General features: G+C 60.7%; 12 protein-coding genes and 3 pseudogenes. 8 read left to right on the top strand and 7 right to left on the bottom strand.

Going from position 1 to position 14591, the window contains the following annotated elements; genetic code table 11:
- The first annotated feature begins 143 nt into the window (after positions 1–143).
- On the top strand, positions 144–1364 hold the full coding sequence (gene sstT, locus MRY17_RS09245) for a serine/threonine transporter SstT (RefSeq protein WP_181282816.1): 1221 nt from the start codon (positions 144–146) through the stop codon (positions 1362–1364).
- 65 nt (positions 1365–1429) lie between these two features.
- On the opposite strand, the gene MRY17_RS09240 is transcribed toward sstT, so the two are convergent.
- Complete coding sequence (locus MRY17_RS09240) at positions 1430–1939, bottom strand: DUF1993 domain-containing protein (RefSeq protein WP_057726249.1); 510 nt, start codon at positions 1937–1939, stop codon at positions 1430–1432.
- A 115-nt stretch (positions 1940–2054) separates the two neighbouring features.
- On the opposite strand from MRY17_RS09240, the gene MRY17_RS09235 reads away from it, so the two are divergent.
- The gene (locus tag MRY17_RS09235; protein WP_181282815.1) at positions 2055–2705 is read left to right on the top strand and encodes a YceH family protein; all 651 of its coding nucleotides are present in this window, start codon (positions 2055–2057) and stop codon (positions 2703–2705) included.
- 169 nt (positions 2706–2874) lie between these two features.
- Here the strand turns inward: MRY17_RS09235 and MRY17_RS09230 are convergent, their stop codons facing one another.
- Positions 2875–3693 carry a shikimate 5-dehydrogenase gene (locus MRY17_RS09230; RefSeq protein ID WP_243353615.1) on the bottom strand — a complete coding sequence of 273 codons (819 nt, stop codon included), beginning with the start codon at positions 3691–3693 and terminating at the stop codon, positions 2875–2877.
- Between the two features lie 156 nt (positions 3694–3849).
- Between MRY17_RS09230 and MRY17_RS09225 the strand changes: the two genes are divergently transcribed.
- The 3 genes from MRY17_RS09225 (at position 3850) to MRY17_RS09215 (ending at position 4909) form a co-directional block, all read left to right on the top strand.
- Positions 3850–4209 carry a hypothetical protein gene (locus MRY17_RS09225; RefSeq protein WP_181282813.1) on the top strand — a complete coding sequence of 120 codons (360 nt, stop codon included), beginning with the start codon at positions 3850–3852 and terminating at the stop codon, positions 4207–4209.
- Between the two features lie 231 nt (positions 4210–4440).
- Positions 4441–4635 (top strand): hypothetical protein, encoded by a 195-nt coding sequence (locus tag MRY17_RS09220; protein ID WP_033899765.1) that lies wholly within the window; start codon positions 4441–4443, stop codon positions 4633–4635.
- 91 nt (positions 4636–4726) lie between these two features.
- Complete coding sequence (locus MRY17_RS09215; RefSeq protein WP_181282812.1) at positions 4727–4909, top strand: hypothetical protein; 183 nt, start codon at positions 4727–4729, stop codon at positions 4907–4909.
- Here the strand turns inward: MRY17_RS09215 and MRY17_RS09210 are convergent.
- The gene (locus MRY17_RS09210) at positions 4906–5973 is read right to left on the bottom strand and encodes an AI-2E family transporter (protein WP_057726258.1); all 1068 of its coding nucleotides are present in this window, start codon (positions 5971–5973) and stop codon (positions 4906–4908) included. The two genes, MRY17_RS09215 and MRY17_RS09210, sit on opposite strands and share 4 nt — an antisense overlap.
- 175 nt (positions 5974–6148) lie before the next feature.
- Here MRY17_RS09210 and yegQ point away from each other — a divergent pair, with 175 nt between their 5' ends.
- Positions 6149–7462 carry a tRNA 5-hydroxyuridine modification protein YegQ gene (gene yegQ / locus MRY17_RS09205; RefSeq protein WP_243353614.1) on the top strand — a complete coding sequence of 438 codons (1314 nt, stop codon included), beginning with the start codon at positions 6149–6151 and terminating at the stop codon, positions 7460–7462.
- 4 nt (positions 7463–7466) lie between these two features.
- On the opposite strand, the gene MRY17_RS26585 is transcribed toward yegQ, so the two are convergent.
- From MRY17_RS26585 to MRY17_RS09195, 3 genes and pseudogenes are all read right to left on the bottom strand, one after another.
- Positions 7467–8222, bottom strand: coding sequence for a methyl-accepting chemotaxis protein (locus MRY17_RS26585; protein ID WP_375154651.1), 756 nt, complete (start codon positions 8220–8222; stop codon positions 7467–7469).
- 102 nt (positions 8223–8324) lie between these two features.
- Positions 8325–9056 (bottom strand): annotated as a pseudogene (locus MRY17_RS26580) (cache domain-containing protein); the annotation flags it as partial.
- A 267-nt stretch (positions 9057–9323) separates the two neighbouring features.
- On the bottom strand, positions 9324–10643 hold the full coding sequence (locus MRY17_RS09195; RefSeq protein WP_181282822.1) for a Na+/H+ antiporter family protein: 1320 nt from the start codon (positions 10641–10643) through the stop codon (positions 9324–9326).
- A 241-nt stretch (positions 10644–10884) separates the two neighbouring features.
- Between MRY17_RS09195 and MRY17_RS26575 the strand changes: the two are divergent.
- Together MRY17_RS26575 and MRY17_RS26570 are read left to right on the top strand one after the other, a co-directional pair.
- A pseudogene (locus tag MRY17_RS26575) lies at positions 10885–12174 on the top strand (HAMP domain-containing protein); the annotation flags it as partial.
- A 348-nt stretch (positions 12175–12522) separates the two neighbouring features.
- Positions 12523–13032 (top strand): annotated as a pseudogene (locus MRY17_RS26570) (methyl-accepting chemotaxis protein); the annotation flags it as partial.
- A gap of 257 nt (positions 13033–13289) precedes the next feature.
- Here MRY17_RS26570 and MRY17_RS09185 read toward each other — a convergent pair.
- Positions 13290–14231 carry an IS110 family transposase gene (locus tag MRY17_RS09185; protein WP_191951590.1) on the bottom strand — a complete coding sequence of 314 codons (942 nt, stop codon included), beginning with the start codon at positions 14229–14231 and terminating at the stop codon, positions 13290–13292.
- Positions 14232–14591 lie beyond the last annotated feature (360 nt).

Below are 14591 nucleotides of genomic sequence, written 5' to 3'. Positions count from 1 at the left end.
TTTGGTCAAATCCGACGGTACCGGTGACGGAGTGACGCAGCAAACGGGACTCGTCCTACAGCGTGCTAGACTTCGCGCCTGCTTCCCACAGTACTTATCCCTGCAATGCTGCGCCCTACTAAAAAAACTAGAGACAACTGTTTATGACTGCTGCCCCCTCCTTGTTGCAACGGCTAATGCGCGTCAGCCTCGTTACGCAAATTGTCATCGGCCTGATCGCCGGTATCCTGCTCGCCCTGTTGCTGCCTGAAGCCGCCAAGGCCGCCGGTTTTATTGGCAAAGTGTTCGTTACGGCGCTCAAGGCCGTCGCGCCGATTCTGGTGTTCGTGCTGGTAATGGCGTCCATCGCCAATCATAAACACGGCCAGGAAACCCATATCCGGCCAATCCTGTTCCTGTATCTGCTGGGTACCTTCGCCGCGGCCGTGGTCGCGGTGGTTGCCAGCATGATGTTCCCGTCGTCCCTGGTCCTGGCGACCCATGACGCCACCGTCAGCGCCCCCGGCGGTATCGGCGAGGTGCTGCAAAGCCTGCTGCTCAGCGTGGTGGATAACCCGGTCAGCGCGCTGATGAACGCTAACTTCATCGGTATCCTGGCCTGGGCCATCGGCATGGGTATTGCCATTCGCCATGCCGGCGAAACCACCCGCACAGTGCTTGATGACCTGTCCAACGGCGTAACGCTGATCGTACGTGTGGTGATCCGCTTCGCGCCGCTGGGGATCTTCGGCCTGGTCGCCTCGACCCTGGCCACCTCCGGCTTCGGCGCCCTGCTCGGCTATGCCCATCTGCTGATGGTATTGATCGGCTGCATGCTGTTCGTGGCGCTGGTGATCAACCCGGCCATCGTGTTCTGGAAACTGCGTCGCAACCCCTACCCATTGGTGCTGCTGTGCCTGCGCGAAAGCGGTATCACCGCGTTCTTCACCCGCAGCTCGGCGGCGAACATTCCGGTGAACCTGGCGTTGAGCAAACGCCTGGGCCTGCATGAAGACACGTATTCGGTGTCGATCCCGCTCGGGGCCACGATCAACATGGCCGGTGCGGCAATCACGATCACTGTACTGACCCTGGCGGCCGTGCATACGCTGGGAATCGCCGTAGACCTGCCCACCGCCGTGCTGCTCAGCGTGGTCGCGGCTATTTGCGCCTGCGGGGCTTCGGGCGTGGCCGGTGGCTCGCTGCTGCTGATTCCGCTGGCGTGCAGCCTGTTCGGCATTCCGAGCGAGATTGCCATGCAGGTGGTGGCTGTGGGCTTCATTATCGGCGTGTTGCAGGATTCGGCGGAAACCGCGCTCAACTCGTCCACCGATGTGTTGTTTACCGCAGCGGCGTGTCTGGACAAGGATGCACAGTCGGCTTGAACGTAAGCCACAAAAAAGCCCGGGACCGTTCATTGAAGAACGCTCCCGGGCTTTTTTGTGGGGGTTTAGAAAGCGCCCATGTAATCACGCTTGCCCACTTCCACGCCATTGTGACGCAGCAAGGCGTAAGCAGTGGTGACGTGGAAGAAGAACTGCGGCAGGCCGTAGGTCAGCAGGTAGGACTGGCCGCTGAAGCGCTTCTCTTTCGGAGTGCCCGGGCGGGTGACGATCTCGATGCCTTCCTTGCCGTCGATCTGCTCGGGCTTGATGGTGTCGACAAAGGCCAGCACCTTGGCGATCAAGGCTTGCAGGTCGGCGAAGGTGACTTCGCTGTCTTCGTACTTGGGCACTTCAATCTCGGCCAGGCGTGCGCTGACACCTTTGGCAAAGTCGACGGCGATCTGTACCTGACGCACCAGCTGGAACATGTCCGGGAACAGGCGCGCTTGCAGCAAGGCGTTCGGCTCGATGTTCTTGGCGCTGGCGTGGGCTTCGGCTTTGTTCAGCACATCGCTCAGGGCGTTGAGCATTTGCTTGAAGACTGGGATGGAAGCGGCATACAGGGAAATAGTCATGTCAGTCTCACGGTAATGGCAGGGTTGGAACCAGCGGCGATTATAGCCATGCCTGCCGCTTGTCTTTTATTTTTTCCGGCTTAGGCTAGTGGATTCACTGCATAGGGAACGCGCGATGACCGCCGAGCACGACACCGACACTCTTGAGCCGCGCCTGAACAGCACGGAAATCCGCGTCCTGGGCTGCCTGATCGAAAAACAGGCGACCAACCCGGAGACCTACCCCCTGACCCTTAACGCCCTGGTGCTGGCCTGTAACCAGAAGACCAGCCGCGAACCGGTGACCAACCTCAGCCAGGGCCAGGTTGGCCAGAGCTTGCGCGCACTGGAAGGCCAGGGTTATACCCGGCTGGTCATGGGCAGCCGCGCCGACCGCTGGGAACATCGTGTCGACAAGGCGCTGGAACTGGTACCGGCGCAGGTGATCCTGATCGGGCTGCTGTTCCTGCGAGGACCACAGACAGTCAACGAGTTGCTGACCCGCAGCGGGCGCATGCATGACTTTGAGGACGCCGAGCAAGTGGTGCATCAGCTGGAACGTCTGATTGCCCGGGGCCTGGCGGTGCTGGTGCCGCGTCAGGCAGGGCAGCGCGAGGATCGGTATACCCATGCGTTGGGCGACCCGGCGGATATCGAAGCGATTATTGCGGCGCGCGGGAACCCGGTGGAGCGTGGCGGCGCGACCGTCGGCGCCGAGCGCATCGAAGAGCTGGAAGCGCGGATCGCCGCCCTGGAAGAACGCCTGGCCCAGTTGGAACAGGCCTGACGAGATTCAACCTTGCGCTAATGCCAGTCAGGTAAGCGCACACCACCGTCTGTAGGAGCGAGGGGGGCGCCTAGCTCTTGCTCGCGAAAAACTCACTGGCACCGCGTTCATTCAGAAAATACGCATTATCGTTGACGTTTTTCGCGAGCAAGCTCGCTCCTACAGGGCGTCAGCTCCGGGCGAAGGCCACCGCCGCCTGGAACTGCTCCTGCGTAGGCCGCACCCCGGTATAAAGTACAAACTGCTCCAGCGCCTGGATCGCAATCACTTCAAGCCCGGTAATTACCCGCTTGCCGTTGGCACGTGCGCGCACGATCAACGGCGTTTCGGCGGGAATGGCGACTACATCGAACACCGTCTCGGCGTTATCCACAGCATCGGCCACAAACGCCAGCTGATCCGCCTCCGCCCCGCCGCTCATGCCAATCGGTGTCACATTCACCAGCATCTGCGGGCGTAACTCGCCCAGTTCAGCCTGCCATGCATATCCCAGGTTCTGCGCCAGAGCCCTTCCCGCCGCCTCGTTGCGCGCCACGATCACACCCTTGGCGTACCCGCCATCGCGCAAGGCACTGGCCACGGCCTTGGCCATGCCGCCGCTGCCGTGCAGGGCGAAGCTTGCGTCTTTCGGCACCTGATGCTTTTTCAGCAGTTGCTCGACGGCAATGTAATCGGTGTTGTAGGCCTTCAAACGGCCGTCGGTGTTGACGATGGTGTTCAGCGAATCAATGGCGTGAACCGAATCGTCAAGTTCGTCCACTAAGGCGATGGCAGCTTCCTTGAACGGCATGGATACGCCACAGCCGCGAATGCCCAGCGCCCGGATGCCACCGATCGCGCCGGGCAAGTCCTGGCTGCTGAAGGCCTTATAGTAGAAATTGAGGCCCAACTGCTCATACAGATGGTTATGGAAACGCAGGCCGAAATTTCCAGGACGCGCCGACAGTGACATGCACAGCTGGGTGTCCTTGTTGGGGTGCATCTGCATGGGTAGCTCCTTGAAGTAAGCGAATCGGTACAGACCTTACACAACCTTTACCTAGCGGCTGTGCTGTTTTTCAGAAATACGTTGTCTTAAAAGTATCCCCGCGACAATCCTTGAGTCTATTGATTGCAGACCACAAGCGCAGGGGCTAACCGAGGAATGACCATGATGCGTAAACTCCCCAGGATTGCCTTGCTTATTGGCGCACTCGCTATGGCAGGCCAAGCTTCCGCTCACGGTGGTGGGTGGGGCGGCCCGGCCGTGTTGGGTGCGCTTGTCGGTGCGGCCGTCGTCGGCTCCGTGGTTGCCAGCCAGCCTCGTGAGGTCTATGTACAGCAGCCGGTGTACGTGCAGCCGCAGCCGGTGTATGCCGCTCCGCCACCGGTGTACTACGCACCGCCACCACCGGTGTATGTGCAGCAACAGGTTTACTACCGTCCGGCGCCGGTCTATTACGGCCCGCCACGCGGCTATGGCTACTATGGCCCGCCCCATGGCTACTACCGCCACGGCTGGTAACCGTCTATCGGTGCGCAAACAGGCCTCGCCCACACGCGGGGCCTTTTTTTGCCCGCAAAGTCTGGATTTATCTCGCCAAGGTCGTTGTGAGGACAATGCCTGGGCGCCGATCCCACATCATCAGGTTGGGATAGCCTCTTGATCGACCAACAGGAACGCTGTCATGTTTGTGTCACCAAGCCATCTCACTATCGATTCTGTCCACTCAATAACAATTAAGGACGATGGACCATGCCCACGCAAAACCCGCACCGCACCGCTGGCCTCTGTACATCCAGCAAGGTCTACAGCGCCCTGACCGAACTCAAGCACCTGGAAGGCCACCGCAGCGCAAAGTTCCTGGCATTGCTGGCAGAAAACCTGGTGCGCAAAGGCCTGCTCAGCGAACAGGAAGTGGTGCACATGCTCGATCAGGTGGTGGATTGACGCCTGGCATTGATGTCGACTATCGAGCCAGGTGATTTTTCCTCGGCGCCGCCGCACCGTAAGGTGACCTCCATAACGTTTGGAGGTCCTTATGCCCACTGTTCAGATCATGTCCGTCATCGGCAGCGCCGTTCCCGCCCCTCTTCGCAAGCGGGGCCTGCTCGCCTGCTGGTACGTGGTAAGCGATGGCGAGCCCATCAGCGGCCCGCTCACCTCGTTATCCGACGCCCAGATGCAACGCCAACTGGCAGCCCGCTACAGGCTTGAAGCCTAGGGCAACGGCAGCTTGACGCGCGGCTTGGTTTCGACAAACAACGCCCAGCAGGACATGAACAGCGCCGCAACCAGCGGCCCGATCACGAAGCCATTGAGGCCAAACACCGACAGCCCGCCCAGGGTCGAGATCAGGATCAGGTAATCCGGCATCTTGGTGTCCTTGCCCACCAGGATCGGGCGCAGCACATTGTCCACCAGGCCGATCACGAACACGCCGAACAGCGCCAGTACCACGCCCTGCCAGATCGAACCGCTCAACAGGAAGTAAGCGGCCACCGGCCCCCATACAATCCCGGCGCCCACCGCAGGCAGCAGCGACAGAAACGCCATCAATACCGCCCAGAGCAGCGCGCTGGGAATATCCAGGAACCAGAAGATCAAGCCCCCCAGCGCACCCTGGGTGACAGCCACCAGCACATTGCCCTTGACCGTGGCCCGCACCACCCGGTTGAACTTGAGTTGCAGGCGACGCTTTTGCGGCTCGGCCAATGGCACCGCCGTGCGCACCTTGCGTACCAGGTCCGGGCCGTCGCGCAGCAGGAAAAACAGCAGGTACAGCATGATGAAGAAGCTCACCAGGAAATCAAACGTGCCCTGGCCGAAGCTGAACGCCTGGGAGGCGAAGAACTGGCTGCCCTGCATTGCGCCTTTGACCACCTTTTCCCGCAAGCCTTCCAGATTGCCCATGCCGAAGCGGTCGAGCAGGTGCTGGAAATATGGCGGCAGAAAATGCTTGAACTGCTCGATGTATCCGGCCACGTCCAACTTGCCGCTTTCGATGTTTTTATAAAGCGTGGCGCCCTCTTGCACCAGTAAGGCGCTGGTAATGATCACCGGCAAAATCGCGATCACCAGGCATACCATCAAGGTGGTCAGGGAGGTCAGGTTGCGGTTCCAGCCAAAGCGCTGCTGAAGGCGGCGCTGCATGGGCGCGAAGATGATGCCCAGGATCACCGCCCAGAACACCGCGCCGTAGAACGGCAGCAATATCCAGATAAAGGCGACGGTGACCAGGGCGAGCAGTAACAGCAGGGTCTTGAATTGCAGGTTGGTTTGATTCATGTCCGATCCATGTCAAAAAAGCACAGGGCCGGTGTCGGCCCTGATGCTTAGTCCGCGGCGAAACCTGGGAGTGCCCTGGTTTATCGAACAAGCATAGATCGGCTTATCTAGACGTGGATCAATGAACCACGCCCTGCCCTGCACTACCCTCGCGGCTTTTTGCGGCTCACACACCATGCCCCCGATGATCGCCCCCGAACTGCTCGCTCCCGCCGGCACCTTGAAGAACATGCGTTACGCCTTCGCCTATGGCGCCGATGCGGTGTACGCCGGCCAGCCGCGCTACAGCCTGCGCGTGCGCAACAATGAATTCGATCACGCCAACCTGGCCCTCGGGATCCAGGAAGCCCATGTACAGGGCAAGCGTTTCTATGTGGTGGTGAACATCGCGCCGCACAACGCCAAGTTGAAGACCTTCCTCAAGGACCTCGCGCCAGTGGTCGCCATGGGCCCGGATGCGCTGATCATGTCTGACCCAGGGCTGATCATGCTGGTGCGCCGGCATTTTCCGCAGATGCCGATTCACTTGTCGGTGCAGGCCAACACCGTCAACTGGGCCAGTGTGGAATTCTGGCAGCAGCAAGGCATCCGCCGGGTGATCCTGTCCCGGGAATTGTCTCTGGAAGAAATCGGCGAAATTGGCCAGCAGGTGCCGGCCATGGAGCTTGAGGTGTTTGTGCATGGCGCCCTGTGCATGGCCTATTCCGGGCGTTGCCTGCTGTCAGGCTATATGAACAGGCGCGACGCCAACCAGGGCAGTTGCACCAATGCATGCCGCTGGAAGTACCAGGCCAGCGCGGCGGTGGAAAATGCCACGGGCGAGATCGTCCAGGCCTATGAGCCGACGCTGGGCATCGGCACGCCCACCGACCAGGTATTCCTGCTGCAGGAAGCCAATCGCCCCGATGAGCAGATGCCCGCGTTCGAAGACGAGCACGGCACCTACATCATGAACGCCAAGGACCTGCGCGCCGTGCAGCATGTGGAGCGCCTGGCCCACATGGGCGTGCACTCGCTGAAGATTGAGGGCCGCACCAAGTCGCACTTCTATTGCGCGCGCACCACTCAGGTGTATCGCCGGGCAATCGATGATGCTGTCGCCGGTCGCGCTTTTGACCGCCGCTTGATGAGCGACCTCGAATCCCTGGCTCAACGCGGCTACACCGAAGGCTTCCTGCGCCGCCATGTGCACGATGAATACCAGAACTACCAGCACGGCAGCTCCGTCTCCGAGCGCCAGCAGTTTGTCGGTGAACTCACCGGCGAACGCCGGGGCGAGTTGGCCGAGGTCAAGGTGAAGAATCGCTTCGCCGTGGGTAATCACCTGGAATTGATGACGCCGGCCGGCAATTTCCACTTTGACCTGACCTCGTTGCATAACGTCAAGGGCGAAGCCATCGAGGTAGCGCCGGGGGATGGGCACACGGTGTATGTGCCCTTGCCGGCCGAGATGGGGCTGGATTTTGGCTTGCTGATGCGCGATCTATGAACGATCAAATCCTGAACTGACCCACCAATTGCCCCAGGCGCTGACCCAGATCCGCCAGGCTGCGGGACGTCTGGGCGCCACGCTGGGTTTCATCGGCCACGCTGTCCACCGCCACGGCTATCTGGTGGACGCTGCGGTTGATCTCTTCAGCCACGGCGGTTTGCTCTTCGGCGGCGCTGGCGATTTGCGCGTTCATCGAGTTGATGGTGCCGATCAACTGGGCCATGGTGTCCAGCGATGCCCCGGCCTGGTTGGCCTGGGCCGACGTACCGTCACCGGCATCGCTGGAGCGGCGCATGGCGTCCACCGCAGCTTCGGTGCCTTTTTGCAGGCGGTCGATCATGCCCTGGATTTCCTGGGTGCTGGTCTGGGTGCGGCTGGCCAACGCCCGCACCTCATCGGCAACCACCGCAAAGCCCCGCCCGGCCTCCCCGGCTCGGGCAGCTTCAATCGCCGCGTTGAGCGCCAGCAGGTTGGTCTGCTCGGCAATCGAGCGGATCACGCCGAGCACGCTGACAATCGATGACACGTCCTGTTGCAGGCTGTCGAGGGACACCCCGCTGCTGCGGATATCGTTCACCAGCGCATGGATCTGCGCGATGCTGCCATCCACCACCCGCTTGGCGGCCTGGCCCTCGGCATCGGTCTGCTGCGCGGCAACGGCAGCGCCCTGGGCACTGCGCGCCACTTCATGGGCGGCGGATGACATCTGATTGATCGCGGTGGCGACCTGGTCGGTTTCGTGACGCTGGCGTTCCATGGCGGTTTCCGACCGCTGGGCTTGCTCGGACACCTGGCTCACCAGGCCGGTGAGTTGCGCGGTCATTTCGGTGATCTGGCGCACCAGCCCGTGAATCTTGTCGACAAAGCGGTTGAACGCGCCGGCCAGGTCGCCGAGTTCATCCTGGCTGGTAATGGCCAGCCGGCGTGTCAGGTCACCCTCGCCCGCAGCGATATCGTCCAGGTTGGCCTTCATCAGGCTCAGTGGGCGCAGGATGGTGTTGGCCACCAGCACGCCGACGGCCGCAATCACCAGCAATACCACGGCGGCCAGGCCAAGAATGCTCAACAGCACGCCCTCCATGCGCTCGTGGACCTTGGCCTCGACCACCGCGACCTGGGCTTCGATGCCATCCAGGTTGACCGAGGTACCGATGACCATGTCCCACTTGGGCAGGTATTCGGTGTAGCCGAGCTTGGGCACCAGCTCGGTCTGGCCGGGCTGGGTCGAGCTGTATTGCAGGTAGTGGCTGCCGTCCTTGCCGACCTTGACCAGGTCGCGGTTGACGTAGACGCCGTTGGGATCGCGGTTGTCCTTGAAGCTCTTGCCCACGCCGTCCGGGCTGTTGCCCTTGAACAGGCGGATGGTCTCGGAGTCGTAGCCGAAGAAGTAGCCGTCCTTGCCGTAGCTGGTGTTGGACAGCAACTTGACCACCTGCGAGCGCGGCGCCGTATCGCCGGGGGCAGCGGCGTCGTAGAGCGGCTTGATGGTGGTCATGGCCACCTCGACATAACCTCGCAGGGTGGCCTTGGCGTCGTTGAGCAGGCGCTGGCGGGTTTCATCCACTTCGTTGCGCGCCTGGCCCTGCAGCATCCACACGGTGGTCAGGCTGATGACCAGAGCGAACAGCAACACCGGCACGACGGCAAGGGTCAGGACTTTGGCCTTGAGGCTCAGACGCATGGCTTTTCTCTCTTATTAGGGGCGACTTGAGAGGTTAGCGGCCAAATGCGTCATTTCTGTAGGAGCGAGCTTGCTCGCGAAGGTCGCCAACGAAAACGCGTGCATTCTGGATGAACGCGTTAACTGGGCGTTTTTCGCGAGCAAGCTCGCTCCTACAGTGAGGTGAGGGAGCTGATGTCAGAGCGTCATCGCCGCCAGCCAGCCAAACGCCAGCAACGGCAGGTTGTAGTGCAGGAAGGTCGGCACCACGGTGTCCCAGATATGATGATGCTGGCCGTCGATATTCAGGCCGGAGGTCGGGCCGAGGGTGGAATCGGAGGCCGGTGAACCGGCGTCGCCCAACGCCCCGGCGGTGCCGACGATGCATACGATCGCCACCGGGCTGAAACCCAGTTGCACACACAACGGCACAAAAATCGCGGCCAGGATCGGCACCGTGGAAAACGACGAACCGATGCCCATGGTCACCAACAGCCCTACCAGCAGCATCAACAGCGCCCCTACTCCACGGCTATGGCCGATGAACGCCGCCGAGGTTTCCACCAGTGAGCGCACATCACCGGTGGCTTTGAGCACTTCGGCAAAGCCCGACGAGGCGATCATGATGAAGCCGATCATCGCCATCATCTTCATGCCTTCGGTGAACAGATCATCGGTGTCGCGCCAGCGCACGATGCCCGACACCGAGAAAATCAGGAACCCGGCCAGCGCACCGATGATCATCGAGTCCAGCCACAGTTGAATAATGAACGCCGAGGCAATCGCCAGGCCGGCCACCAGCAGGGTCAACGGGTTGTACTGCACCGCCACCTGCTCGACCCGTTCGATTTTCTCCAGGTCATACACGCGTTTTTTGCGATAGCTGATAAACACCGCCACCAGCAGCCCGACCACCATGCCCAGCGCGGGCAGGCTCATGGCGTGGGTCACGTTGACCTGGCTGATGTCCACGCCGCTCTTGGCCACGTTGGCCAGCAGGATCTGGTTGAGGAAGATATTGCCAAAGCCCACCGGCAGGAACATGTAAGGCGTGATCAAGCCGAACGTCATGACGCAAGCGATCAGGCGGCGATCCAATTGCAGCTTGGTCAGCACATACAACAGAGGCGGCACCAGCAGCGGGATAAACGCGATGTGGATGGGCAGGATGTTCTGCGAAGCGATCGCCACCGCCCACAGCAGGCCGATCAACAGCCATTTGACATGGTTGCGGCCGCTGGCTTCCTGGCGATCGACCAGCAACAGCGCTTTGTCCGCCAGGGCATGGGCCAGGCCGGACTTGGCAATCGCCACAGCGAAAGCGCCGAGCAACGCGTAGGACAACGCCACGGTCGCACCGCCACCCAAACCGCTGTTAAACGCTTTGAGCGTGGCGTCGATCCCCAGCCCCCCGGTCAAGCCGCCCACCAGGGCGCCAACGATGATGGCGATGACCACATGCACACGGGACAGGCTGAGCACCAGCATGGTACCGACCGCGGCGATAACAGCGTTAATCATGGTTACCTCAAGACAGAAACATAAAAGACAGGCATGCCCGCGCCTCAGCGGCCATTGAAGGTGCTGCCGGCGTACGGGCTCAAAGAGGTCTTATTAGAGGGCGCGCACTGTGCAGCAGCCAGCCGGCCATGTCAAAAAACTGTGACCCCGGACAGGTTTAAATTGACTGTTTGAATAAAGAAAAAGCGCGCGCAGCCGATAACGGTTTTTCTATGTGTATTCAGGTAAGGATGTCCCGATGTCGCTCAGACAGCTCTCCATTCAATGGAAAATCACCCTGCTCGCGGGCCTGTGCCTGCTGGGAATCGTGACCCTGCTGGTGGGTCTGTCGCTGTATCGCATGGCGCAGAGTTCCGAACAGGTCAAAGCGTCGAGCATGCAGATGCTTGATGAAGCCGCTCAGGCGCGCATCGAGGCTCAAGGTGAAGTGCAGGCGCTGGGCATCCGTCGGCAGTTCATGGATGCCTACCAGTACGGACACGGGTTTTCGCGCCAGGTGCTGTTTTTGCGCGAGCAGGCGGAAAAACGCTTTCTGGATGCCTTCGACACCCGCGAAGACCTGACCCGCCAAGTGCGCGCCGCGCTCCAGGCCAACCCCGACCTGCTGGGTTTGTCCCTGGTGTTCGAAGCCAATGCGCTGGATGGCAAGGATGAGCTGTTCGCCAACCAGGCGGAGCTGGGCAGTAACGACAAAGGCCGCTTCGCCCTGTACTGGTCGCAGCCGACACCCGGCAACATCACGTCCATGGCGCTGCCCGAAAGCGACATGACCGACGCGTCCGTCGGCCCCAGCGGCGAACAAGCCAACGCCTGGTTCACCTGTCCGCGCACCACGCTCAAGCCCTGCGTGATCGAGCCTTACTTTTATGTGATCGACGGGCAGAACGTGCTGATGACCAGTATCGTCTTCCCGCTGATGGCCAACGGCAAGGTCATTGCCTCGTTATCCGTGGACATCAACCTCAACAGCTTGCAGGCCGTGAGCCAACAGGCCAGCCAGAAGCTCTACGACGGCCAGACCCAAGTCAGCATCCTCAGCCCCACCGGCTTGCTCGCCGGCTACAGCCCGGACGCCAGCAAGCTCAGCCAGCGCCTGGACCAGGTCGACCCCGCCAGCGGTGCACAGCTGATCACTGCCCTGGCGAGCGGTACCGAGATCCGCAGCCTGCGTACCGATCACCAACTCAAAGTGCTGGCGCCCTTTGCGCCGATTCCGGGCGGCAAGCCATGGGGCGTGCTGCTGGACGTGCCGAAAAAAGTCCTGGTGGCGCCGGCCGAGGCACTCAAGGCCCAGTTGGATGCCGACAATACCCAGGGCACCCTGCTCGAACTCGGCTTGGGCCTGCTGGCCGCGGTGGTCGGTTTGATCCTGGTGTGGCTGATGGCGCGCAGCGTGACCCGGCCGATCCTGGGCGTGGCGCATATGCTCCAGGACATTGCCAGCGGTGAAGGCGACCTGACCCGGCGCCTGGCCTACGACAAACAGGACGAACTCGGCCAACTGGCCGGTTGGTTCAACCGTTTCCTCGACAAGTTGCAGCCGATCATCGCCGAGGTCAAACGCTCGGTGCAGGACGCCCGTGGCACCGCTGACCAATCCGCCGCGATCGCCAGCGAAACCAGCGCCGGCATGGAGCAGCAGTATCGCCAGGTTGACCAGGTGGCCACGGCCTCCCACGAAATGAGCGCCACCGCCCAGGATGTCGCCCGCAGCGCAGCCCAGGCTGCGCAAGCGGCCCGCGATGCCGACCAGTCCACCCGCGATGGCCTGACCGTGATTGATCAGACCACCAGCAATATCGGCCTGCTGGCCGCTGACATGAGCACTGCCATGGCCCAGGTTGAAGGCCTGGCCGGCAACAGCGAAAAAATCGGCTCGGTGCTGGAAGTGATTCGTGGCATCGCCGAGCAGACCAACCTGCTGGCGCTCAATGCCGCCATCGAGGCCGCCCGCGCCGGTGAGGCCGGTCGGGGTTTTGCCGTGGTGGCCGACGAAGTGCGCAACCTGGCACGGCGCACGCAGGAGTCGGTGGAAGAAACCCGCGTGGTGATCGAGCAATTGCAAAGCGGCACCCAGGAAGTCGTCGGAGCCATGGGCAACAGCTATCGCCAGGCCCAAGGCAGCGTCGAGCAGGTCGGCCAGGCGGTCACCGCACTGCGCCAGATCGGTGATGCCGTCACCGTGATCAGCGACATGAACCTGCAAATCGCCAGCGCCGCCGAAGAGCAAAGCGCCGTGGCCGAGGAGATCAACAACAACGTGGCGACGATTCGCGACGTCACCGAGTCGCTGTCGGAACAGGCCAATGAATCGGCGCGCGTGAGCCGGGCGTTGAACAACCTGGCGAATCAGCAGCAGGGGTTGATGGATCAGTTCCGGGTGTAACGACGCGGGTCCAATGTGGGAGGGGCCATCGCCGCCTGTAGGAGCGAGCTTGCTCGCGAAAAACGTCAACGATAACGCGTGCTTTCTGAATGAACGCGGTGCCTGTAAGTTTTTCGCGAGCAAGCTCGCTCCTACACAAAGCAGCCGCGCCCACCCGTAACCACGATGCGAAGCGAGCCGCTCTTGATCTTGACCTGCTTTTGATCTCAGGCGCCCCGTTAAACCACGCTGGCCGGAGTGAGCAACCGTGTCGAAATTCAAGCCATTTCTGCGAAATGTTTTTGATCGCGGACCATGGCATTCAGGATCGTCAGTAGCTTTCTCATACACGCAACCAGCGCCACTTTCTTCGTCTTCCCTGTAGCAAGCAGATGGTTGTAGAACCTCTCGATCACCGGGTTGTGGCGCTTCGAGGACAAGACAGCCATGTAAAGCACACTTCTCACCTCAGCTCGACCACCCCATATCCTTCTACGGCCTTTGTACTGGCCGCTATCGCAGTTAAAAGGAGCCACACCAACCAATGCAGCCACTTGTTTACGATTAACCTTGCCAAGCTCCGGAACCATCGCCAGCAGCGATAGTGCGAGCACGTTGCCAACACCTGCGACTTCGCGCAGCAAATCATAATTGGCCTTCCAGACCGGGGAAGCCTTGATGGCCTCGTGCAAGTCATCGTCTGTGCTTTTAAGGCGCTTTTGAAGCCAGATGATATGTGCCTTGATGTCTCTTCGAAGTGCCTTGAATACCGCCTGCTTTAGCCGAGACTCCTCCGCCACGATCATGTCGATGAGTTGGCGGCGTCGAGTGAGTAGGTCTGCCAGCTCACGAGCGTGTTCATCTGGTATCTCTCGAATCTCGGGTTTGACCGCCTGAGCAAACTCCGCAATCACCTGGGCATCCAAAGCATCGGTTTTAGCCAACCGACCGGTAGCTTTGGCGAAATCACGCACCTGACGAGGGTTGACGACAACGACTGGTAGTCCTGCAGCGCAAAGCTCCGCAGCCGCAAGCCGCTCATATCCCCCAGTCGCCTCCAACACCACCAAAACCGGGTCCTGAGCCTTGAGATGTTTAGCTAAACGATGGATATCTTCTTGAGTATTGAAAAACTGTTCGACTTGGCCAGTCGTGCTGACAAATGAGTCGAGCTTGTTTTTGGAAACATCAATTCCGACGAACGCAGAGTTATGATCCATGGCGTTTTCCTCACGTCCAACCTTGCAGAATCGGGCTTTGCGCCCAGGCAACCGTTCGGACTAGTTTAGAAAAGAACCTGCTTCGACCCATGCTCACTCACGATCTCGAAATCTGAGGGCACAACGGTCTGAAGCAGGTGAAAATAATCTTACAAGGGCACACCGAGCCTAGGCGAGGTGCCGAGTGGTGGGGCAAGAGCGTTTTGCTTACTTTTGCGCTTTTCAAAAGTGAGCCGCTGTAAAAGCGGAACCCTAAGTAGCCGTTACCGCAGAAACGGATATGTACTCGGTCTGATCCAAGATACTGGCCAGCCCAGAGGCCGCCATCGGGGGCAAGCCCCCTCCCACATTGGATTGTGG

The organism is Pseudomonas orientalis, from assembly GCF_022807995.1.
Taxonomy (GTDB): Bacteria; Pseudomonadota; Gammaproteobacteria; order Pseudomonadales; family Pseudomonadaceae; genus Aquipseudomonas; species Aquipseudomonas orientalis_B.
The sequence above is the reverse complement of the archived record's forward strand: the minus strand, read 5'-3'. Positions and strand labels throughout refer to the sequence as shown.